The sequence below is a fragment of the Pedobacter miscanthi genome (assembly GCF_003315595.1).
GTDB lineage: Bacteria > Bacteroidota > Bacteroidia > Sphingobacteriales > Sphingobacteriaceae > Pedobacter > Pedobacter miscanthi.
Genome location: NZ_QNQU01000007.1, coordinates 63,066 through 87,372 on the forward strand (window position 1 = coordinate 63,066; position 24,307 = coordinate 87,372).

Genomic DNA, 24,307 nt, shown 5'->3' on the forward strand with positions numbered 1-24,307 from the left:
CTTTCTATTCATGTCCTGATGCTTCTCCTCATTGAACATCTATTATCCTTCAGCGTCTTTATATCCATACTGTATATTTGCGACAATGAATTACATTAAGTCATGATGTCACAGCCCTGTGAAACTAAATAACAAGGTTTCCAAATGCAATTTAATTGTAAATGCTGTCCACTGGGAAGATATAGCTAGAAACCACACTGTATAACTTCCGCCAGCGGATCTACCCCTCCAATTCTGCATACCCATCTGAACTGAACTAGAATCTCAGAATATTCTGGCATTTCATTGCTGAGAATGGTTGTAGGAACTTGAAAATAGTCAAAAAAATTTATCATGAAAAAAAAATCAAACAGACTTGTCTGTTTGAAAATTATTTCTACCTTTGTCATATGCGAAAAAATTCCATCAGACAGGCATTGATTGATACTGCGGCAAGACTGTTTTACAAACAGGGGTATGCCAATACCGGGATAAACCAGATTATCGAAGAATCCGGTATTGCCAAATCATCCTTATACCAAAATTTCAGAAGTAAAGAAGATCTGTTAATGGTTTATCTGGAAACAGCGGGACGGGATACGGATGAGGCACTCCGCGAGGCGAGCATTAAATCCAGTCAGCCTGTAGATCAGATTTTGGCGATTTTTGATTTTTTAGCAGATTTGGTTCAGCGCAAGGACTATTATGGATGTAACTTTCTTAACATTATATCAGAAATGCCAAGAGAAGCAGAACGTGTAAATAAACAGATTAAAAAGCAGAAAGATGGGGTAAGAAATTTATTTAAGAGAATCCTTGAGCCAATTGGAAAGGAAGCGATGGCAGACGAGATCTACATACTATTTGAAGGTGCACTTATAGCCAACAAAGTTCACAACGAGGTGTGGCCTGTTGAAAGTGCAAAAATGATTGCTAAAAAACTGCTGGCATAACAACAGCATTTTTTTTTTAAAAAAAGTCAAAACAGACTTGTCTGTTTTAAATATTTATATCTTATATTTACAATATGAAAAAGTCAGCGCTTAGGGAAAGAATAATTTTAACTGCGTCATTGCTGTTCTATAAACAGGGATATAGCAATACCGGGATCAATCAGATAATTGAAGAGGCAGATATTGCCAAATCCTCATTATATCAATATTTTAGATCCAAAGAGGATTTATTAATTGCCTATCTCTCTGAGACCGGTGAAAGCACAATCCAGGCCCTAACTGCAGCAGCACAAGAGCATTCATTGCCTGAGAGCAAGATATTGGGAATTTTTGAATACCTGGAAGAACTCATGCATAGGAAAGACTTTTACGGTTGTCACTTTTTGAATATGGTATATGAGCTTCCCCATGATGCAGAGAGAATCAGAAAGGAAGTTACCCATCAAAAAGATCAACTGCGAATATTATTCCGTGAAATATTAGACCCCGTCGGAAAGGCAGATGTTGCCAACGAGGTTTACACCCTTTTTGAAGGAGCATTAGTCGGCCATAAAATATATAACGAGAACTGGCCGATAACGGCTGCTAAAAACGTAATTAGAAAATTGCTATAAATTTTTTTTAAATAAAAACAGACTTGTCAGTTCTAATAAAGTTGATATATCGAATAGACAATATGATGAAGTCGAGTGATAGTAAACATCATGAAAAGTTATCTCAAAGCAGTTAATTAACCACTAAAGGAAATAAAATAAATATCCAATAAATACATATCAGTCACAATTAAAAAATAATAAAATGAAAACACAGACAGTAAAGTACCACAAAACCAAAGTTGATGACCTTAATATCTTTTACCGTGAATCTGGACCGGTTGATGCACCGGTTATATTATTGCTTCATGGTTATCCTACATCGTCACACATGTTCAGAAATCTAATTCCAATCCTAAGCGAAAAATACCGCGTAATCGCGCCAGATTTACCTGGCTTTGGATATTCAGATGCACCAGCTAATACCGAGTTTAGTTATACGTTCGACAACCTGACAAAATATATCCAGGGTTTGATCAATATACTTTCGCTAAAACGCTTTGCGGTATATGTATTTGATTATGGGGCACCTGTAGGATATAGAATTGCGTTAGCAAATAAAGAGAAGATCACTGCAATCATTTCACAGAATGGAAATGCTTATGAAGTTGGTTTAAGCGGCGGGTGGGAACCGATACAAAAATACTGGGCAGACCCGAGCGAAGAAAATAGAAATGCATTAAGGACCATGTCTACAGCTGATACCACGCGCTGGCAATATTTAACTGGTGTTGAGGATGAAAGCCTCGTAGCACCGGAATCTTATACACTTGACCAGTTCTTTCTGGACCGCCCCGGCAATGAAGAAATACAACTGGATCTATTTAAAGATTATGCCACAAATGTCGCCTTATATCCTACTTTTCACGAATATTTTAGGGAATCGCAACCACCATTGCTTGCCGTTTGGGGAAGTAAAGACCCGTTTTTTTTACCACCGGGAGCCGAAGCATTTAAGAATGATATTCCGGGGGCAAGAGTGAAGTTTTTTGATACGGGACATTTCGCCCTGGAAACACATGTAAGTGAAATCGGAGATGAAATCCTCGGTTTTTTGGGAGAGCTGAACCTAGGTAATTAATGCAAATATCTGCCATAAAGGAGCGATGCAACTTTATGGCAGATAAAAAAGAATATGCCGAATGAGCAATTTTAACATTGACAGGGAAGACTTAATCGACCTATATAAAAGAATAAGGCGCAGTTCAATAGAAATCTGCCGTCCATTACAGACAGAGGATTATGTGGTGCAGCCGGCCGATCAGGTCAGCCCACCAAAATGGCATCTGGGACATACCACCTGGTTTTTTGAAACCTTTATTTTAAAACAGTTTGTGAAAGGTTATAGGGAATTTGACCCAAACTATAATTATGTTTTTAATAGTTATTACGAAAGTGTCGGAACAAGAGTACTCAGAACAGACAGGGGAAATCTGAGCAGGCCAACTGCTGGGGATGTAATGAGATACAGGGTGAATGTGGATTCGGATATGTTCGAGTTTTTAAATGGGGAAATGGAAGAACACGTTAAAGAACTGATTATTTTGGGACTTAATCACGAAGAGCAGCATCAAGAACTGTTAATGAGTGACATCAAATACATCCTGGGGCATAACCCGTTATTTCCGCCTTACCTAAAAGATTACCGGTCACCAAGAATTGCCACAGATCGTAATGAAAAGTACCTGCATTATCAAAACGGAAACAATGAAGCTTACAAATACAGAAGTACTGGAGAATTCAAAACTGAAAATGAATTTCTCAATAAAAATATTAAAAAACAGGAAGGGATATATGAGATAGGCGCTACCGGAGTAGGTTTCCATTGGGACAACGAAATGGGCAGGCATAAAGTTTACCTTGAAGAATATAGTATAGCCCCCAGGTTGGTGACCAACGGGGAGTATCTACAGTTCATGGCCGATGGCGGATATAAAGATTTCAGATACTGGCATGCCCAAGGATGGGAATGGGTAAATAAAGAAAACATATCCAGCCCGCTTTATTGGCACATGATGGATAATGGATGGAATACATATACTTTCAGGGGAATCGAAAAGCTTGATTTAAATGAAGCCGTGGCCCACGTGAGTTACTTTGAGGCATATGCATACGCACAATATGCAGGAAAAAGGCTTCCGACGGAGTTTGAATGGGAAGCAGCCTCTGAGCAATTTCATTGGGGATTACGCTGGGAATGGACTGAAAGTGCATACCTACCCTATCCAAGGTTTAAAAAAGCGGCCGGGGCGATCGGGGAATATAACGGAAAATTCATGGTCGGGCAGCAGGTACTGCGGGGCGGCTCAGAGGTGACACCGCCGGGACATAGCCGCAAAACATACAGAAATTTTTTCCAGCCTGAACAACGCTGGCAATTTACCGGAATCCGACTTGTGGAAAACTGAAAATAGAATCAATAAAAACATAATGATCAAATCAATCAAGATCGATAATAATAGCCGGCTATATATAATCGGCATCGTATTAATCGCAATGGCACTAAGACCTGCTCTGGTGTCGGTAGGCCCGTCCATCAACGCAGTAAAGGACAGTTTTGGCCTAAGTCATGCACTTGTAGCCATGCTGATATCTATCCCTGACTTTCTGATGGGTGCACTAGCGTTGCCTATGCCCTATTTGGCACAGAAAATCGGGCGCGACAAAATGATACTTGTCGGGCTTGCAATGATCGGAATGGCAACTGCGTTCAGGGGGATGGCTACAAATGTAGCTGGATTATTTATATCTACAGCTATAATAGGTGCAGGTATTGCAATAGTTGGAACACTGTTATCGGGCTTTATCAAGGAAAAGTTTCCTAACCGGACTTCCCTGATAATCGGTATATATTCCACTACACTTTCGATTGGTAGCACAGTCGCTGCGGTATCAACCACCCCAATCGCAGAGTATGCTGGGAGCTGGCGGATCTCGCTTGGAATATGGGGGATAATTGCCATACCCGGCATAGTAATGTGGCAATTGATATCTAGGAGGGAATTAGGCAATCCCCCATCAGAAACTCCTGGAAAGAGGGCCTTATTACCCTGGAAAAACGGTAGTGCCTGGAAAATTGCGGTCTACTTTGCCGGAGTAAACCTAATTTTCTACTCCCTACTGGCCTGGACAGTAGCAACTTTGACCGAGAGAGGTATTTCGGCTGAAAGTGCGGGGTGGCTTTTGGGATGTTTTACGCTGTGTTTCATGCTGGCAAGTCCTATTATCGGTCTGGTAAGTAGAGGTGCTGATCGGAGAAAATGGTTAGTTGGTTCTGCCCTGTTAGCAGCCTGTGGATTATTGGGAATAGGACATCTGTGGATTGATGCTGCACTTTTGTGGATATCACTGACTGCGATCGGTTTAGGAGCAGCATTCACCCTAGGCATGACATTACCTCTTGATTTTACGGTAACTCCGGCCCAGACGAACAGCTGGGCGGCTTTTGTAATGGCGGTTGGTTATCTGGTAGCCTCTATCGGCCCATTTTTATTGGGCAGTCTGAGAGATGCGACGGGGAATTTTACACTACCAATTGATGTATTGATTGGCGCGGCATTGGTAATGGCAATAGCCGGTTTTTTCCTGGTGCCCAGCCAAAGGGAACGCATATTAGGAACAGTAGGATAATTGATCGGTGTTGCTAAATACAATATAGAAAGAAGAAAAAAATAGATATGGGAAATATAGATTTTAATAAACAGGGAACGGTCATGCCACTCCCCCCGCAGAAGGGAATTGAGGAGAAATTTTTAATAGATGTGTTGCAGGGGCTGGCATCCAGCCCTAAATATCTTCAGAGCAAGTATTTTTATGATCCCAAGGGAGATAAACTTTTTCAGGATATTATGAACTGTGAGGAATACTACCCATTTGATTGTGAACTGGAAATATTCAGTGAGCGAACTGCCGAGATTGCAGGGGCGATTCTCCGGGAACCCGGCGCTTTTGACTTAATAGAACTGGGTGCAGGAGATTGTACAAAATCCAGTTATCTGTTAGAATATCTGGTTGGGGAAAAGGTTGATTTCACTTATATGCCTATAGATATATCCTATAACACCATAGCCTATTTAAATAAAATTCTACCTGAACGCATTCAGGGGCTTAACGTGACTGGACTAAACGGCGAATATTTCGACATGTTAAAAAAAGCCGCGAAGGCATCTTCACGAAGGAAAGTGGTACTTTTTATGGGATCAAACTTAGGAAATATGCCACCTGCCGATGCCAGGCTTTTCTGCAAAGAATTGAGGGCCCATTTGAATCCGGGGGATCTGGCACTGATAGGAATTGATCTAAAAAAGAACCCGCATACGGTGCTAGCAGCTTACAACGATAAAAAAGGCATCACTGCAGCTTTTAACCTAAACCTGCTAAGCAGGATAAACAGAGAACTCGCAGGGGATTTTAAAATCGGGAATTTCAGTCACTACGCGACTTATGACCCTGAGTCGGGCGGCTGTAAAAGTTTTTTGGTCAGCAAAGTGGATCAGCAGGTGACCCTGAGTGGGGAGTATGAGTTCAAGTTTGCAAAAGATGAATGTATTTACATGGAAATCTCCCAGAAATATGATCTGAAAGAAATCGGCAGAATGGGCGAACTGGCAGGATTTAAAACTGAAGAAAATTTCCTGTGCCGAAAAAAATGGTTTGTAGATACTGTATGGTCGGCCATTTAGCAGAAGATTTTGAGCATGACGATGAAAAATAAAAAGGAAAAAAAAGAAACCGACAATTCGTTGGAACGGGTAAATTTCTTTTCAGATGGGATTTTTGCCATATTGATTACCATAATGGTTCTCGAGCTTAAAAAGCCCGAAAGTCCGACATTTCACGCACTGTTCAGATTGTGGCCGACCTGGATCAGTTATGCCGTGAGTTACCTGTTCATTGCCATTGTATGGATAAACCACCATTACCTTATGAAAAATGCAAAGGAAGCATCCGTAAGATTAATGTGGGCAAATTTCGCACACCTGTTTGCGGTATCATTGATCCCATTTTTCACGGCCTGGATCGCAGAAACCGAGCTGGCAGCAATCCCGGTAACAGTATATGCATTTATATTTCTGATAGTAAATATAACCTATCTTTTTATCGTGTATGAGACAATATGTGATAAGCATGAGGTGAAAATTATACGCAAAGGGAGCCCACTGTTACATGTAAGGTCAATCGCTACAGTGATGATGTTCACAATATCAATTCCAATATCGTTTTTTTCACCTCTTTCGGGGTTGACAATGATTGTGTGTAGTCTGATGCTTTATGTACGCCCCGAACTCCCATTAAAAGAGGGCAAAATAGACAAAGAAATAAATGTGGATTCTGAAAAAGAAATAAAAACAAATTAGTTAATAAATAAATCATGAAAAATAAAATTGCAATTATTACCGGCGCGAGTCAGGGAATCGGGAGAGCTACAGCTCTTAGGCTGGCAGAAGACTTTAAAGGTTTGGTCCTTGTAGCCAGAAATATGGAAGAACTTGAAAAAACCGCAGGTATGATCGGGGATCAGACAGAACTGGAACTCATATCCGCAGATTTGAGGGAAAGTGATGCAGCTTTACAGGTTGTAGGTCAGGCAGTGCAAAGATTTGGAAGGATCGATGCACTGATTAATATAGCTGGTGCAGTACCTCAGATATCCGTATTCGACATGACAGATGCACAGTGGAATGATGGTGCAGAAATGAAATTACATGGGGCCAGAAGACTTACAATAGCGGCTTGGCCATTTTTAAAGCAAAGCGGAGGTTCAGTGGTCTTCACATCGGGAAGTTCGGCAGCAGAGCCAAAAGCAGCTTTTGCTGCTGTGGCAGTTATTAATGCTGCCATAGTAGCGCTCGCGAAAGCATTTGCAGATACTGGAAAAGCGGAAGGGATTCAGGTAAACAGCCTTCTTCCTGGTGCGGTAATGAGTAATAGGCGTAAAAACTTTTTGAACAAACTTGCGGAGACCAACCAGATATCCGTGGAGGAGGCATCACAGAAATTCCTCAGAGAATCCGGAATTCCACGGTATGGTGAACCTGCCGAAATTGCAAACCTGATTGCCTTTATGGTCTCTGCAGATGCACAATGGATGACAGGTTCGGCGATCAGGATGGATGGTGGAGAAATCCGGGGTATATAAGGCAAAAATGTGCAACATTAAAATTTAACAAACTACCGTGACCTATGGAAAAACGCAGATATAGCCCTTAAACACTATTAAAGAATAAATTATGATCCTGACCGAATTGATGAAGGACGAGGAATTGGTTGCCCGCTTAAAAGCGGGCGACCATAAGGCGTTTGGGACCATCTACAATAGATATAAAGGCCCGCTTTTTCGGCACGCCCTGCGTATGCTGAGAAATGAAGAGGAAGCAGAGGATATACTGCACGAACTCTTCGCTGCACTTTGGACAAAAGCAAACCAATATGATTCTTCGGTTCCCCTGGCATCTTTTCTCTACCGTGCGCTTAGAAACAGGATATATAATCATATGGCATATTCCAAGGTACGGGCCAGGTATGTGGAATCACTCCAAAACCACATCCAGTCCGGAAAGAATATAACCGATGAGCAATTAAGGGAGCGTGAGCTTTCTGAACTTATTGAACGTGAGGTCGCATCGTTGCCTCCGCAAATGAGAAGGATCTTTGAGCTGAGCCGGAAAGCTAATCTAAGTCACCGTGAGATTGCCGAACTGATGAACCTCGCTGACAACACCGTCAAAAAACAGATCAGTTTAGCGATCGGGGTTTTAAGAAAAAAACTCCAATATATTATTTTGTTCTTCTCTGTTCTTTAAAATGTCAAATTGAGGATTTCGCTAAAGTGTGCAACGGATTTCATTCCAAACCATGAACTCCGGCTATTTACCATCCGGTTTTGATGAGGCAGCATAGACGAAACTCAATGTCCCAATTTGCCCGGATTCTTTATCTTCATTCTAAGATTTATTATTCCTGCTTTTGATTTGTCACTCTTTAAGAAGATCATCTCGCAGGAAAAGCGCTCTTCCAGGACATGGTTTATCATAAATTAGCCCGTCTTAGCAGACCAGAACACAAATATATTTCTGATTCGGAAGCAATTAGGACATCCATTTGGATTTCTTCGGGCACAGTTCATATTTGAATCCAGCACCATTTTTCAGGAACTAAAACTGCTTAATGACTTGAATAAGCACTCTTGAACGAAATCAAATGACCAAAAAGGAGGCTTAAGATGGATGGGAACGAATGGCCGTTTTTAGCGGCCGACCATTGCCCCTATTGATCTTCTAAGAATCCGGATACCACCATTTCCGCCAAAGAAACAAAATATTCCCATTATTTAATTTTATGATTTCCAACAGGCCAGGTTTCATTGAAAATTTTGTCAAGTCAAAATACACAAGCCAGATTAATCCTGGATTTTCATAAATAAATTATTAAGGGATTCAGAATATGTAGGATGGGCAAATACGTAACTTCTGATCCGGTCATAGGTAATACCGCCCTCAATTGCCATCTGAAGGACTGAAATTACCTCACCACCCTGCTCTGCAAGGATGGCCGCCCCAAGTATTTTTTTTGTAACGGGGTCCACAAGAGCTTTCATGAGTCCAAGAGTTTCCCCCGTTTCTATACCACGGGCTACATTCGCCATCGGTAGGGTAACAACTTTAAAGTTTAAACCGGAGGATTTAGCCTGTTGTTCTGAAATCCCAACACGACCCAATTGCGGATCTGTAAACATACAATATGGCAAAGTTCTCCCTTTTGTTGAGTATTTGGATCCGTTCATAAGATTCTCATAAACGATAATATGGTCGTTGTATGAGATATGGGTAAATGCCGGTCCCCCGTTAACATCGCCCAATGCCCAGATTCCGGCAACATTAGTTTCAAGCCTCTCGTTGACCTGAACATATCCCCTACTATCCAAGATTACCCCGCATTGGTCCAGCGCTAATGTACCGGTCTGAGGTTGTCGCCCAATGGCAACCAAAACGTGGCTACATGCTATAGTTTGCATGGTACCGGCAGCAAGAATTTCTACTTTTATCCCGCCATCATGATCCCTTGTAAATTTCTCGGCCCTGGCTTCGGTAATTATTCCAAGCCCCTCATTTTCAAGTATTTTTCTCAACTCCAAGGAAATATCTGCATCTTCCTTTGACATGATACGTTCCGACCTTTCCAAAATCGTCACCCTGCTTCCAAAACGATGAAACATCTGGCCAAATTCGAGTGCTATATAACTCCCCCCTATAATCAAGAGATGTTCAGGAATTTCCTCCAGATCCAGTATTGAAGTTGATGTTAGATATCCGACATCACTCAACCCACTGATCTCTGGAACTGCACTAGAGGTTCCGGTATTTATGAAAATCCACTCCGCCGAAACCGTTTCCCGGCTTCCATCCGTTTTCATTACCAATACATCCTTTTTACCGGAGAACTGCGCATCACCAAAAATTAATGTGAGATTTTCGATTGTTTCGAGCGATTTTTGCGATCCTGTCCTAAATTGTTCCACGATTTTATCCTTCCTTGCTTTAATAGCTTTGAAATCGACCAAAACAGGCCCGGTTTCTATTCCTAATTGCTTTGCTTTGATTGGCTGATGAGCAGCCCTCGCGGATACAATCATAGTCTTTGTTGGAGTACATCCATCATTTATACAGGTTCCACCGACAAATCTTTTTTCTATCAAACATGTTTTTTTGCCAGCTTTCGCAAGTTTTCTGGCCAGTGGTAGTCCTGCCTGTCCGGCGCCGATTATAATTACATCATAATGAGTCATAAACATACATTTAAAGTTACCATCCCAAAATTGAAATGCCTGCATACAAGATAAACAATAAAGGAATCCACCTAAAGCTTATGGATCGAAAAAATTTATTTTGATCCCGTTAGCCTTATCTTCCCTTAAATCCAAAATGGGTAAAACATCTGCCGGATCAATACCGATCTACCGTATCATCCATCCCTTAGCAATTAAGCCCGATTGCCACCTATTAATTTGTGGACAATAAATAAATGTCATTAAAAAACAATAAAACAAAACAGACCAGTCTGTTTTGTTTTATTGTTTTAAATTTGGTCTGTCCGGATTAATAGAAGGATACATATAAATTGTAATAAGAGTGCAGTAATACTGCGTAAGAAATTTGTCGATTATGAAAAAACAACAGTTAAGTTACAAGTCAGTAATTGTTAAGGGGGTCAAAATATTTTACAGGGAGGCTGGGGACAAAAATGCTCCCCATTTGATATTGCTCAACGGAGTGCCGAATTCATCGAGCGCGTTTGACCAACTGATGCAAAATCTGCAGGAGGATCTATATATGATAGCTCCGGATTTTCCCGGCTTTGGGAACAGCGGAACACCTAAGCCAAATGAATTTGAATATAGCTTTGAAAATCTGTCCAAAGTAATCGAGCTGTTAATAAACCAGCTTGGAATGAGTGATGTCAGCGTTTATGCCCTCGGTTATGGAGGACCGATAGCCTTTAGGATAGCGCAACGCCAACCCGCTATATTCAAAAAATATATTTTGCAGAACACCAACGCATACGAGGAAGGCTTAGGTCCTGCCATGGTGGCCGCAGCACCGTTTTTGACAGATAGGAATCTGGAAACCGAAAAACTCGTGGCCCCCTTACTTGAACGTGAAGGGATGGAAATGTTTTTTTTAAACGGGATAAGCGATGAGAAAGCTGTAAATCCTGATCATATTAATACAGCCATTTATCATCTGTCACGCCCCGGCCAAAAGGAAATTCAATTGGATCTCCTGTATGATTATAGAAACAATATTGCAGAATATCCAAAATGGCAGAATTTTTTAAAACGTTATCAGCCTGAAATGTTACTGGTTTGGGGTAAAAACGATGTTTTCTTTCCATTGGATGCAGCAGAGGCCTTTAAGAAGGATGTCCCGAATGCGGAATTATGGGTTTATGATACTTCGCACCTGGCTCTGGAAGAATACCATCAGGATATTGCGGAAAAAATAAAGGCTTTTATGATCGGTTAAAAAATATTATGCAATGTACCTATAGGCCGCCGTAAAAAAACTAGGTATGGGGAAAGAAAAGAAGTACTCTTAGATGTTTTCAAAAACGCTAAGAGTATTTTATAATGCATTATTGAGAAAACCGCGCGATATCAGGCTGGCTTATTTTCGAAACCAGTCCCAAAGTAGAATACAACAATGATGCACGCGGATGCTGAATTATTATCAGTGATTATCGATGTTGGTACCGGGCGAACCAATGTACCGATGCGATTCGGGAAATTTGGGCCATTATTCGGGAAAAGGAACCATTTTTAACTCACCTGTCAAATTGGATCTTTACATTATCAAAACACAGCGCGATGATCCTAAACATCCCAATTTTAACGGCTATGAACTATCGATCGGAATTCTTTTTAACAGCTACCAAGGAATCATTTATCCGGGCCATACCTTTTGTGCCTACGAGTCTTATAATGGTCAGCTTAGCAGTAACCCATGATCAGTTGGGTATGGCTTTTTTCGGGGCTGCCTCCATTCTAACCCAGATTATCACAACAAAACTATCATTTATTTTGGCAAGGAAAAAAATTAACGCGACCGGATTGAACATATTGGTTATCCTAATTTCTACAATTAGCACAATCACCCTCGCAATTCACTATCTGAACGCGGATAAGGCGGAATTACTCCACTTCTCAAGGATTCAAACACAATGTTTATGCATAATTCTTGCGGGAATTCATACAACTTTCATATCTAATGTCCGTCTCCCGCATCTCCAAAAACAAATATCAGATTTGAAATGCAATCAATTTTTGTTAAACCAGAAAGGTACGGTGTATTACATTGCTGGTGTAGTGTTTGGAACTGCAATGGGATTGGCAGTTTATGTTTCTATCGGTTATATCCTTTCATTGCCTTTGTTATCATCATATACTTGTATTAATTTTCTGATCGGGATGATGTTAATAACAGTTGTTATCAAACGTCTTTGGACTGTTGTAAGTTCAATTGAAATTTCATGCACCCAATGTGCAGGAAGAAAAACTGAAAAATAGATAGGATAAACGGCCCCTTATTAAAATGGTCACAACCACCGCTGGCACGTGCTTATGCCAATGGGGCGTATCCCCTGATCTCTGGAACCAGATTGCGCAAAACGGTAGTCAATGAATTTCACCAGATCAAATCTTAATCAGGTGAGAGCCGTAATTTAAAAGACCGGCCTCATCCAAGCACCGATCTTTTTACCAAATCTAAACCTAAATTTAGTAGTCTAAAGCTCTTTTAAAATTGACAATCTGATCAATATTGCCATAATCATCAACACAACCTTTAATTATCCGTTCTCCCACCGCAGTAGTAACAACTATCATATTTTGCTTATTGTGGACCCCAGCAAAAAAATCAGGATATCATTCAAATGATTTTTAGAGCAAACCCATGCTTTGTCCTCAATCACTTTGATTTGCTAACCAAATCTGATTTTCAATTTGAGGATATCCTTAATCTGCTATTAATATTTAGTGGAAATTACTTCTAGTCTTTAAATTATAACCAAGTGAAATCCTGATTGTATTAGCAAGAGGACTCTTCTGCTGAGAAGCCTGAAGATAACAGAAATCAAGATTAAGCTGGCGATAGCAGAAGCCAGTACCAAGGGTAAAATAACCTTTATTACCTTTATTCGGGTTCTCATAAAAATAACCGGCCCGTAAAGCGAACCTATTATCATAACAGTATTCCAGTCCTGTAGAAAAGCTTATTTCATCGAGCTCTTCCTTTAATCCTCCCGGAGCATCGCCGAATGATTTAAAAATACCTTCCACCAATGTTTTATCATCATCATGTCCTTTAATTATCCTATTTTCTGCATCCCTAATAGGTGGGGTAGGCACTAGCAATTTATTAATATCGAAAGCTAATGTAATAGCACTGTAACCATCGGTAAACCAGGTATTTGCTGTCCCAAGTTTCAAATTGGTCGGTAAAAAATATTTTTTACCATCCTGATTGTAACTTATTCTGCTGCCAATGTTTGAGATATTTAATCCGATAGCAAACAAAGACTCTTTACCAAAAATCAGCGTATTTTTTTTAAAATAAAATGAGGCATCAGCGGCAAAAACCTTATTTCCCTGACTATAGGCACCCTGATTAGTTACAGTTCCTTCCAATGAGGAATAAATGTAACGCAATGATAGACCCGCTGAGAAATTTTCTCCAAAGCTACGGGCATAAGAGCCATCTACAGAAAATTCATAAGGGCGTATACTGCCCTGTGAATTCCTCTCATTATCATATAAATCTACGCTACCAAGATTGAAATACCTGAAGGATGCACCGAATGCGCTGTGCTGATCCAACGGCTGCACATAGCTGCCGTAAGAAAGAAATACATTCGGCACCTGGCTTCTAAGCCATGGGCTGTAAGAAACCGACAGGCCTCCATGATCAAGGAATGCAATTTTTGAGGGATTCCAATATAGGGCGTTCGCATCAGGCGATATGGCAACGCCCGCATCGCCCAACGCACCAGATCTTGAATCCGGGGAAACGCTTAAGAACGGTACTGCTGTGACGATTTCGTTCGACGACCTTCCACTGCTCCTCCCACCGGTATCCTGAGCAAAAACATCAATTGTAAAAAAATTGATCAATAGTACTGTTATAGCAAGCGAGTAGCCTTTCATGGAGTATGGTTTGGTTTTATCATCTAAAAAAATAGATCCGATGTATATGTTGCTACTTCATTGGTTCATGTAAACAACATATACAACTTATTTTAAATTATTTCACATTAAGGTACTTTTAGTGCAGAGTCCATTTCAAACAGAAATTCAGGCTGACTTGAGGTGAAGTGACCTGTAAACTGCCAGTTGCCACTACCCTGAATCACCTTGACCACCAGCTGGTTCCAGCCCTGATGAAGTTTAAGTGCGTGCGCAACGGCTTTCCCTCCCTCTAATGGCCCTGTCCTTATGTTTTTAGCAACTTCTTTTCCATTGAGCCAAACTTTAACTGCATCATCTGCAGACACTTCCAGATCTACAACCGGCATATTTGGTTCAATGAGCAGGTTATCCAAAGGACGTGGGCTAAACATCCAAAAACTGATGTAAGCTTCAGCATCCTGTTTAGATCCCTCAAAATTCATTTTCTTAAAATCAAAAATCCCATTTTCACTATTAACCCTGCTCCATGTTTTTGACAGACTTTTTGCACCATCCAAAGCTTTGCCGAACTCACTCGGATCTAAGCTATCCTTTTCACCAGCATCATTTATTGAGGTAATCGGAAAACTTCCCAGCATCAATCCTGAAACGATGGTTCCCGTTTTGAGAACGGGTTTATCCGTTTGGTTAATTTTTTCTATGGTTAACCCGAGGTTACCAAGGAAAGTACCGATTGCCTCCTCTGCTTTTGAGGTGCGTGGTTCTACTGAAAGTGTGGTTACAAATAATTTGCCTTTGCCCATATTTTTCCTGATCAGTACTGCTCCAGAAGGTTTGGCTTCGAGCTCAGACCTTAAAACCATCGCTGTCTTTGCGTATTCGTCCTGTTTATTCCATTTCAACCAATCGGTATTATTAGCCCTCAATAAAACAGCACTTTGCTCAGTAAGTGGGCCCGCTAAACAATTATTTACCGCATCAGATGGTCTTAACTCTGAAAAATAAAGACTTTTGGCATCCAGCCCGGCAGTCACGGGATCTTTGACAACAGGTAACAGCGAAGAAGCTGATCTGTTGTTTAGTTCAAGTTTCGCAGGCAGAAGAGCACTCAGTTCCCTCTGTTTGGAAACAACAGGGTTCAGCACAAGCACAGTACCTCCGTTTGTGTATACGCTGTTGATTAAAGGTAGGTTCTCAATCCCCGGAGGATAAGCTCCGTCTATGATCAGCAGATCCGGAACACCAGACTCAGTGGAAGTTGTTTTTAAGCCGATTAATTTGAGTTTTAATGCCAATGTGCTTCCCTTTGAACCAATTATACTAACAGATTTGAGCGGCTCTGGCGCCATTTTCGGTGCCATCGCATTACTCAGGTAAGCCAATTTTGCCGGTTTTGCCGGCTCGGCACTGGCATCCCTTATCGCATCGAACAGTGGCCAGGTCTGGTATAAGGGTAAGGAGCTGTCATATCCGGGGTTTAGTGTAGTACTATAAGGTCCTAATCTTTCCGGCTGCACGCCTGGCTTACCTTCAATGAAAGAAGTAAAGAAAATTCCATCATTCAATGTCGGTGCCTTTGTTTTATCATTTAAACCTAATGGAAGCGGCTTAAGCCCATACCAGGCAAGGTTAAATACACTCCTATAGGCAGCATTGTATTTCGCCTGTGTAACCAGGGAGTTATAAGATGACGCTGCTACCCCTTCCATCCTACCTTCAAAAGATTCATAGGCCCGATTACCGTTAGTCTGGGAAACCTGCTCCGGTGTTCCATAATAAGCATTACCCGCTTCCCCTACTCCCCATGGCTTTGCGCTTTTACTCCCGCGCTCCATCGCTGCATTTCCGCCATAATGCACAAGATATACAGGCAGATTACCTTCACCATCGTCTTCACCGTCAGCAGAGATCCATGAACGTGTGGGATCTGTTTTCCTGCAAATATCCGCCCATATTTTATAGTATTTAACCAGATTTTCTTTCATTCCGGGCGGATTGCGCATTACACCACGGACTATGGGCATTACCTCATTAGAAATACTCCACCCGATTACACTTGGATGGTTTCGGTCTCTAAGTATTAGTTCGGTAAGATGGTTTTCAGAATCCCTCCAATAAGCAGGGTCGTCCAATTTTGGTCCACCATCGCTCGCCCAGACCGCTGTTTCGTCTAAAACAAGGATCCCCATCTCATCTGCCACATCCATATAAAATGATGGATAAGGCTGGGCATGAAGACGTACAGCGTTTAAATTTGCAGCTTTCATTGCGGTGTACCAGGCATATGGATACCTGCGTGTCATTTGCGGAATCCCCATAAAATGCCATGAATCTCCTTTCATCACAAACGGTTTTCCGTTTAGCAAAAACTCATTCCCCTTAAGACCAGTCTGCCTCCATCCAAAGCGGCTGTATTTACTATCCAATATTTTGTTGTCAGCACTGGTTTTTATGACCAGGCCATATAGATTAGGTGCCGAGGGTGTCCAGGATTTTAGTTCATTGTTCACCTGAGCAGATAAAATAATCTTTGCATTTCCCTTAGCGGGTACTTCTACCGAAACAGTTGGAATGGTGAGCGCAGGTTTGCGTTCTAAAGCTGAACTTGGAACCATAATTGTCAGCGGGTCTTTACCTGTATTTGAAATCCATTTAAACACATCTGCATTTAACGTTACTCTCTTTTTCTGGTCAGTATTATTCATCAATGTTACCTCTGCTTCAAGCTTCCTCTGATCTAACAGCGGCTTGATATATACATCTGTTACCCTGATTTCAGGTACAGCCAAAAGATATACATCCTGCCAAATCCCTGCAATATGCTGCCCCCAAAAAGAGCCAGCCTGGTAAGTCCTTCTTCCAAAACCACTTCGTTTATCAAATAATGAGGGTTTTCTTATGCCTATCATCAATTCATTTTCTTTACCTGATAATACCGCCTGGGTAACGTCAATGTCAAATGGAAGAAAGATACCGAAGTGTCCTCCTACTTCTTTTCCATTTAATAATATCCTTGCATCACCAGCTACTGCTTCAAAGTGAAGGATAATCCGTTGCCCTTTCCAGGCAGCAGGAACATTAACTTTCCTGCGCACCCAGCCCATTTTTACTTTTTCCCAGTTTGCCGGATAGCTTGGGAAGGTTCTGAAATCCCCGCCCTGTCCGTTCTTATCAGCGAAACTGTTCACATTCCAGGGGGAAGGGATCCTGATTACTGCTTTTTCCCACTCACCGTTCTTAGGAGCAGTAAGCTCCGGAGGGGCATCGATCCCCTCTTCAAAATCCGCTGGCAGTGCTATAGGCTGAAATTGCCAGGAGCCGTTTAAACACAACTCCTGCCTATATGGTTTCTCAACTGTCTTCACCCAATTGTCGCTTGGTGCAAACTCAGCAGAGAAGGTTTTAGGTTTCTGTTGCCCCTCACTTGTAAATGGTAATAAGAGTGCAGCTATGCCCCATACCAGAGTATTCTTAATGCTATTCATTAGTTTAAATCTAAAAATCAATGCCCATCAAAACATTGGCTGTCTACACTCTCGAAAACTTCTTACCTTCTCAGTCCATAGTCATCCGAAGGGTACATATCAAGTTAATCACCGATAAGTCTTTTAAAGAGACTTCTTTTTTCGTGGATATACCTACGCGGTATAAGTTCCAGCATATATGTTGGGCATATTCCCGTTGCTTACTGCTGCTGATACTTAATCACACAGTATAAATTAAGATCCGAAGTTCCATCGTTTGGCGCCTTAAGAGCTACCAACACTCCATTTATCAGAACTGATTTTGGAAGCGTCCTGATCAGTCCCCGTTTGCCGTCACTGGTTACAAAACCATATACCTGGTCCCAACTCATTGGTCCTGCAACCGTATTCTGTTCTTCCTTGATTCCCTGTAAAAAGACATCAAACTCATTATCATGGGTTAGCAGGTCAAAGTCGGTAGCAGTAATCTTGTTCTTCCCTGTTACATTGTCCAATCTGCGGAAATAAGTGGTTTTAAGCGATTTGCCGGGAAGAGACTTTGCTGCCTGCCACATCTGGCGGATACCTTGCCTAAGATCTAATACTTTACGGAATGTCAGCGCTCCTTCACCCGCACCCCAATAAGGATTAGCCATTAGCGTACCTGTTAGGTTGGTAAATGTAGCAGGATCAGAATATGCTCCCTTAACCGATGCTACCCAAAGCAGGTTATTGGTGGTGCTTGTAAGGACAAGCCCCTTGGCTGCAAACTCTGCCCTATTTGCGTTTACAAAGTTAGTCGCTGTTACTGTGGTATTGGTTGCATAGGTAACCGTTTTTGTTATCCCTGCGACCGTAATTGTTCCGGTTCCACTGGTTCCAAGCAGGGCTAAACCAGCTTGTCTGGAACCTATATAGGAGTATCCCAAAACAGTTGTATCTGCAGGAGATACCAGATAGTAATTAGCCGCAAGCATTGCTGATTTTGGATCTGTCGAAGCCGCTCTTGGAAAATAACCGGCAAAGTCAAATTTATCGGCATTTATCAGTGCATCAGTTAAGATCCCCACGTCTGCCCGCAGGTCCAAAGAATAAAATGTACCTCTTTTATTCTGGTAACGCACATTATTGTCAGGCCTCCCATTACTGATAATATCGAAGCTTTCCTGATTGCCGATTCCGTTCAGATCCTGTTTTAACCAGGAAAGATTAGCCACTTTGAGCAACTTACCATTGGTACTCCCCTTTTTTATCACCTGAAAGTTGTCATAACTCTGTCCTGCATAATTGCTCTCATTTTGAAAGGTGAAGACTGGATTTACCGTTGTTAGCGGAATAATGGAGTCATCAATCCGATAGGCATAATAAACGACGACTTTTTTGATGTCCGCTCTGAAATTACCGGCCTCATCTATTGCATTCTCCGGTTCTGTCCTTATTACATGCGACAAAAGTGAAAAAACATCAGTATTGGTTGTTACAGTGAATTTAGTGAGCGGTAATTCTGATGAAACTGTCAGTTGGTAGACCACATCGCTGCCCTGCTCATAATCTTTCAAAGGACCTGTCTGAATGGACTGTCCGCCAACTACGACAGTGTTTTTTTCGGCATACCGGAATACCTGTGGCTGTAAGGAAACTGAAGACTTTTCTTCCTTTTTACATGCACCGAAAAGTAAAATGAACAAAAGAATACCAAGGTTAATTAATCTCCTTTTCATATCTTATATTTTAATTATTTTATCTGAAATAAATGTCAATTATTGGTTTATACCAGCGTTATATACCGGAAAGTACCAACTGGCAGGATTACGGTATTTTGCTATTATCGAAGCCCGCATCCCTTCGGGATATTTCCTGGCAACCAGTTTCCCGAGAAAATCCGGATCTGTACTCCGTTTGGCAAATCTTACCAGGTCAAACCAGCGGCGCCCCTCAAAAGCGAGTTCCAGTGCACCCTCATCGAGTATCAGTCTATCAACCTGCTTTACCATATCCCCCCCTTTAGGATCCAGGCTTAATGGATATACACCTACCCGGTACCGCGTTCCTTTTGCCACATAAGCATAGTTCGCAAAGCCATTAAAATTTAGAAGTGCTTGTGATGGCAGGCCGATATTGTTTAATATCTCTGAAATTAAAAGGCATAATGTGCCATCGCGGTAAAGGATATAATACATATCATTGTTACTATAAGCATCATTTATGAGCAGATCTTTCATGGTTGATACCCCATTTACCCGGTTTTTGGTCAAAAACTTAAAAATAAGGGTATCCTGCCCGGATACAAAGTAAGATCCTCCCGCTCCTCTGATATAATCTCCATATCCACCGATGATCAGGCTGCCATCCGCATTTACTGCGTCCTGTGGGCCATTTCCAAAGGTGTAACTTGGATTTATGAAATATCCAGCCTGCGTATTTTGGTAGGTCTGTAATATCGAGGGGGCACGCTTCCAACCTTCAATAGCATTAGTGCTAGGTTTTAAAGCATATACGGCACCATTTTTATTACCTGTCCATTTGATCAGGCTATTAAACTGGTTTCTTGAACCATCGAAATTTATGGTCAGTCCTACCATTCTCCCATAAACGTTTACATCGACCCTGTCGAATGCCTGATGCCAGTTCTGCCACTGCCCCGCGAACATATTGAAAGGCGCGGACTCTATCGCCGTAGTTCTAGTGGGATTTGCCAGATCTGCCCCCGAATAGTAAGGCTGTATGGTGATCCATGCCTGGTTATAGTTTCCGGCATAGACATAAAGTTCAGCCAAAAGGATCCGTGAATTCCGCTGGTTGAACTGTCCTGCAAGATTTGCCTGATCTCCTCCTCCATAACCCGTCTCCTGACTCAGAAGTTGCATTTTCGAAAGGTTTGCCTCACATTGGGCTGCAACTTTTCTCATGATATCGTCTCCATTCATTTTTGCAACACTTTTTATCTGTGTTGCATCAATGACACCCTCCTCTATATACGGAACGTCCCCCCAGATTTTTACCAGTTGAAGATAGGTCCATGCCCTGATATAGGTGACTTCCGCAATATTTAGGGAATACACGTTTGTGTTGTAAACCGGATCTATTTTTGCAACCTCTCCAAAATCATTGATTGCCTGATTGCAGGCAATAATTAACCTATAGAATTTCGAATAGTCCGTATATGGATTCGAAGCGGTTACCCTGTTCTCTGCAATTTCACGCACATATTTATCCGCCCCACGGGCCGCAACAACCAGATCGGCCTGAGCTTCCCCAGCCAGATACATCTGGTCAACAAGCGGTTGCATCAAAGAATAAAGTCCATTGATGACATTGATTGCGTCGGTCGAATTTTTCATACTGTTACTTTTAAGTACAGCATCGCCCGGTTCCACCGTCATAAATTTTTTGCATGAGAAAGATGCAAGTATGATGAAGGCAACAACCAGAAATAATATTTTATTTGTTTTCATCTTTTAAAATTTAAAATTTTGAGCTTCGGTTTATAATCCCAGTTTGATGCCCAGCATAAAAGTTTTCGACTGTGGTACATTTCCAAAATCATATCCTCTCGAAAAGACATCCTGCCCCACAGTTACCTCGGGATCCCATCCCGAGTAATTTGTCCACCTCAACAGGTTGTATCCCGTCAGGTAAAGCTGTGCACTTCTTATAAAATGGTAAGGTTGCCTGATATTGTAAGCAAGCGTTAAGGCACGCATTTTTAGGTAAGAGCCGTCCTCGACAAAATATGATGATGCCCTTCTGTTATTAAGGGGGTCGCCATAAGCGGTTGCCGGAATACCTGCAATATCACCTTCGGCAGACCATCTGCTAAGCGCGGTAACCGATTGGTTTTCGTATGCCGCACCATTCTCCAGTTTTGAACGCAATACATTGAATACATCATTTCCGTAGGAAAAAGAAAATATGGTACTCAGATCAAAGTTTTTGTAGGAAACCGATCCGTTAAACCCACCAAATAATTTGGGATTAGGGTTTCCGATCACCTGTCTGTCTGCATTGCTGATCTTTCCGTCATGGTTGATATCCTCATATTCCACATCGCCTGCTTTTGCCACAGTTCCCATATCTGATACCAGTCCGGAAGCTGCTGCCTGTTGTGAGGTCGAAAACACTCCAAGGTATTTATAACCATAAAAAAGTCCTACGGCGCTACCTGTTTTGGCAATTGACTGATAACCATTAACCCCATCAATCACTGCTCCGTTGGGTAGGCTCAGAACCTTATTATTATATTTTGCAAGATTTACCCCGAGTGTCCAACGGACTTTTCTAAAATAACCGATCGTACCGAGCCCAAGTTCGAAACCTCGGTTATTTATAGAACCTTCATTTCCCCAATAAAATCCCTGTCCGTAAGCACCATCGACAAGCTTTCTCACCAGCACATTATCTGTAGTGGTATTAAAATAATCAAAGTTTACAGTAAGCGCTTTTTTGAACAAGGAAATATCCAATCCACCGTTGTAACTATTAGTGGTCTCCCACCTAACCTGGCTATTGCCCATAGACGTAGGTGCAAGACCCGGAAAGGCGCCATAAAATGCCTTATTGTAAAGAGAATACCTGGCATTTACCGGGATGTCCTGATTTGCTGTCTTACCGGCAGATGACCGTAGCGTCAGCTCATCAATAAAAGTATAAGCGTTCATCCATGGCTCTGACTTTAATTTCCAGCTAATATTTACATAAGGAAGTACTGCAAATGGAGTAGACCCAATGGTTAGTCCACCTGCATTTTCCCCGAATTTCGATGAAGCATCAAAACGGATCCCCGCCTTAAGAAATAATTTTTCTCTAAAACCATACTCTGCATTGGCAAAAACTGCCATATTATGGTACTTGTCATCCGAACCGTTCGCCAATACCCTTGTACCGTCTCCAAGCGACTGGAAGGCATCATCTGTTGAGTGCCTTGAATAGCCATAAATGCTGCTAGCGCTTGCCAGCTCAGCGTTATAGCCGGCCAAAGCAGTCACACGGTGTTCTGCACTTAACTGTTTATTATAGCTTAGGGTATGTTCAAACCTGAGTACCTGATAACCGATAATCTGCTGTACAGAAGTACGGTCAAACCTTGGGTCAGAATTTAAGGGCACAAGGCCAATTGCGGGCGTAAAGCGGTCTTCTTCGAGCGACCTGTGATCTAAGGAAATCACAGCTTTGGTACTTAAAGAATTGTTAAAACTGTAATCCCCGTAAACACTTCCCATGATCCAAAAGTTCTTTTGGTTATTTTTGACACCTTTCACTACAGCCATGGGATTACTTAAATTATCAAATGTAGGCTCCGTAAAAAACTCACTGTTCACCCCTGTGCTCTTTTGGATATATGGGGAGGTAATCGGCGGCTTTACCAAACTGAGATAAAGTGGATTAACACCTTCATCAAAACCCTGATCCATTAAATTTTTCTCTGTCCTGCTAAAGGAAATATGGGTTCCTGCCTTAAAATTCTTCAATATCTTAAAATCGAGATTAAACCTGGAAGTAAAGCGATTGGCCGACACTTCCCGGATATTTCCCTGTGCATCATTGTACCCTACCTGAAAAGAATATTTAGAGGTTGCATCTCCACCCCGTAAGTTGATATAAAAATCATTTGTAAGTGCATTCTGGGTGATCTCCCGCTGCCAGTTGGTGTTATTGCCATACTTCAGGTATTCTGAACTGGTGGGATTCAGATTAAAAAATGGAAACCTGGCCTGGATATCCTGGGCAGTGAGGCCCTGGGCATATAACCTTCCTGACAAGAATGGTAGGTACTCCGATGAACTCATCATTGGCAGTTCATTAAAACGGGTAGTTATTCCAGCCTGCACTGAAACATCCAGAAATGTCTTTCCGTTTGTTCCACCTTTTGTGGTAATTACAATGGCACCATTGGCCGCCCTGCTTCCATAAATACCTGCCGCTGAAACATCTTTTAAAATAGTCACGGATTCAACATCTTTGACATTGACATCAGAAAGGCTGTTGTAAATATTGCCCGAAGATACCGATGCCTTAAAGATGGGATTATAAACCGGAACGCCATCCAATATGATCAGAGGCTCATTGGTGGTATATAAGGAACGTATTCCCCGAAGATTATACTTCACGCCTTCCCCAGGCGTTCCTGAATAGGCATTAGATTCCAGCCCTGCCACTTTCCCCTGGAGCAACTCCCCTAAATCCCGGGCTCGGTCATTGGTATTAAATACGACCCCATAAGCCCCGTGCAGGTCTTTTTCGTTAACGTTACCATAGGGCAGGTTAACAGTAGATTCACCTATATAAACATTCTCGGGAACTATTGTTATAGCAACTTTTTGCTGCCCCCCGAGTGGAAATTCCTTAAGCTGATAACCAGGATAGGAAATTATCAATGTCCCGTATGCCGAGGGTACTTCAATTGAAAATGTACCGTCCGCTTTCGTATTCACATTTTTCAGGACAGAGCCCTTAATGGATACGTTAGCATCCTTTAGTGGCTTCGATGAAAGGTAATCGATCACCAGACCCTCAATCTTCTGTCGGCTCTGGGCAGAAGAACTGCCGCAAACGAAGACCAATGAGATCAAAATGTATAAATATTTTAACATGTGTATTTTTTTAAATAATCAATATTGTTAGCAATCACCTTTATTCTTT

17 protein-coding genes are annotated in these 24,307 nt (G+C 41.7%); 11 read left to right on the plus strand and 6 right to left on the minus strand.

The window, feature by feature from the left end:
- Positions 1 to 389: 389 nt before the first annotated feature.
- The 9 genes from DRW42_RS09635 to DRW42_RS09675 all read left to right on the plus strand — a co-directional run bounded on the left by DRW42_RS09635 (position 390) and on the right by DRW42_RS09675 (position 8,328).
- A complete protein-coding gene (locus DRW42_RS09635) occupies positions 390 to 932 on the plus strand; it encodes a TetR/AcrR family transcriptional regulator (RefSeq protein WP_113948616.1) in 543 nt (180 codons plus the stop codon).
- Positions 933 to 1,006: 74 nt separating this feature from the next.
- On the plus strand, positions 1,007 to 1,546 hold the full coding sequence (locus DRW42_RS09640; protein WP_113948617.1) for a TetR/AcrR family transcriptional regulator: 540 nt from the start codon (positions 1,007 to 1,009) through the stop codon (positions 1,544 to 1,546).
- A gap of 184 nt (positions 1,547 to 1,730) precedes the next feature.
- Positions 1,731 to 2,606 carry an alpha/beta fold hydrolase gene (locus tag DRW42_RS09645; protein ID WP_113948618.1) on the plus strand — a complete coding sequence of 292 codons (876 nt, stop codon included), beginning with the start codon at positions 1,731 to 1,733 and terminating at the stop codon, positions 2,604 to 2,606.
- A 61-nt stretch (positions 2,607 to 2,667) separates the two neighbouring features.
- Positions 2,668 to 3,933: an ergothioneine biosynthesis protein EgtB gene (egtB, locus tag DRW42_RS09650; RefSeq protein ID WP_113948619.1), complete on the plus strand. Its 1,266-nt coding sequence runs from the start codon at positions 2,668 to 2,670 to the stop codon at positions 3,931 to 3,933.
- 22 nt (positions 3,934 to 3,955) lie between these two features.
- Positions 3,956 to 5,155 carry an MFS transporter gene (locus DRW42_RS09655; protein WP_113948738.1) on the plus strand — a complete coding sequence of 400 codons (1,200 nt, stop codon included), beginning with the start codon at positions 3,956 to 3,958 and terminating at the stop codon, positions 5,153 to 5,155.
- A gap of 47 nt (positions 5,156 to 5,202) precedes the next feature.
- Positions 5,203 to 6,207, plus strand: a complete 1,005-nt coding sequence (locus tag DRW42_RS09660; protein WP_244215234.1) for an L-histidine N(alpha)-methyltransferase — start codon at positions 5,203 to 5,205, stop codon at positions 6,205 to 6,207.
- Positions 6,208 to 6,228: 21 nt separating this feature from the next.
- Positions 6,229 to 6,882 (plus strand): TMEM175 family protein, encoded by a 654-nt coding sequence (locus DRW42_RS09665; protein WP_113948620.1) that lies wholly within the window; start codon positions 6,229 to 6,231, stop codon positions 6,880 to 6,882.
- Between the two features lie 14 nt (positions 6,883 to 6,896).
- Entirely contained in the window at positions 6,897 to 7,664 is a 768-nt protein-coding gene (locus DRW42_RS09670; RefSeq protein WP_113948621.1) for an SDR family oxidoreductase, read from the plus strand.
- 91 nt (positions 7,665 to 7,755) lie between these two features.
- On the plus strand, positions 7,756 to 8,328 hold the full coding sequence (locus DRW42_RS09675) for an RNA polymerase sigma factor (RefSeq protein WP_113948622.1): 573 nt from the start codon (positions 7,756 to 7,758) through the stop codon (positions 8,326 to 8,328).
- Between the two features lie 596 nt (positions 8,329 to 8,924).
- Here the strand turns inward: DRW42_RS09675 and DRW42_RS09680 are convergent.
- Positions 8,925 to 10,310 carry a mercuric reductase gene (locus DRW42_RS09680; RefSeq protein ID WP_113948740.1) on the minus strand — a complete coding sequence of 462 codons (1,386 nt, stop codon included), beginning with the start codon at positions 10,308 to 10,310 and terminating at the stop codon, positions 8,925 to 8,927.
- Positions 10,311 to 10,686: 376 nt separating this feature from the next.
- Between DRW42_RS09680 and DRW42_RS09685 the strand changes: the two genes are divergently transcribed.
- Both DRW42_RS09685 and DRW42_RS09695 read left to right on the plus strand, forming a co-directional pair.
- Positions 10,687 to 11,547, plus strand: a complete 861-nt coding sequence (locus DRW42_RS09685) for an alpha/beta fold hydrolase (RefSeq protein WP_113948623.1) — start codon at positions 10,687 to 10,689, stop codon at positions 11,545 to 11,547.
- Between the two features lie 341 nt (positions 11,548 to 11,888).
- A complete protein-coding gene (locus DRW42_RS09695; RefSeq protein WP_147243704.1) occupies positions 11,889 to 12,587 on the plus strand; it encodes a hypothetical protein in 699 nt (232 codons plus the stop codon).
- Positions 12,588 to 13,052: 465 nt separating this feature from the next.
- On the opposite strand, the gene porV is transcribed toward DRW42_RS09695, so the two are convergent.
- From porV to DRW42_RS09720, 5 genes are all read right to left on the minus strand, one after another.
- Positions 13,053 to 14,222: a type IX secretion system outer membrane channel protein PorV gene (gene porV / locus DRW42_RS09700; protein ID WP_113948626.1), complete on the minus strand. Its 1,170-nt coding sequence runs from the start codon at positions 14,220 to 14,222 to the stop codon at positions 13,053 to 13,055.
- Positions 14,223 to 14,329: 107 nt separating this feature from the next.
- On the minus strand, positions 14,330 to 17,689 hold the full coding sequence (locus DRW42_RS09705) for a glycoside hydrolase family 2 protein (protein WP_113948627.1): 3,360 nt from the start codon (positions 17,687 to 17,689) through the stop codon (positions 14,330 to 14,332).
- 200 nt (positions 17,690 to 17,889) lie between these two features.
- The gene (locus tag DRW42_RS09710) at positions 17,890 to 19,389 is read right to left on the minus strand and encodes a hypothetical protein (protein ID WP_113948628.1); all 1,500 of its coding nucleotides are present in this window, start codon (positions 19,387 to 19,389) and stop codon (positions 17,890 to 17,892) included.
- Positions 19,390 to 19,428: 39 nt separating this feature from the next.
- The gene (locus tag DRW42_RS09715) at positions 19,429 to 21,123 is read right to left on the minus strand and encodes a RagB/SusD family nutrient uptake outer membrane protein (RefSeq protein WP_113948629.1); all 1,695 of its coding nucleotides are present in this window, start codon (positions 21,121 to 21,123) and stop codon (positions 19,429 to 19,431) included.
- Positions 21,124 to 21,153: 30 nt separating this feature from the next.
- A complete protein-coding gene (locus tag DRW42_RS09720; RefSeq protein WP_113948630.1) occupies positions 21,154 to 24,258 on the minus strand; it encodes a SusC/RagA family TonB-linked outer membrane protein in 3,105 nt (1,034 codons plus the stop codon).
- Between the last annotated feature and the right edge of the window lie 49 nt (positions 24,259 to 24,307).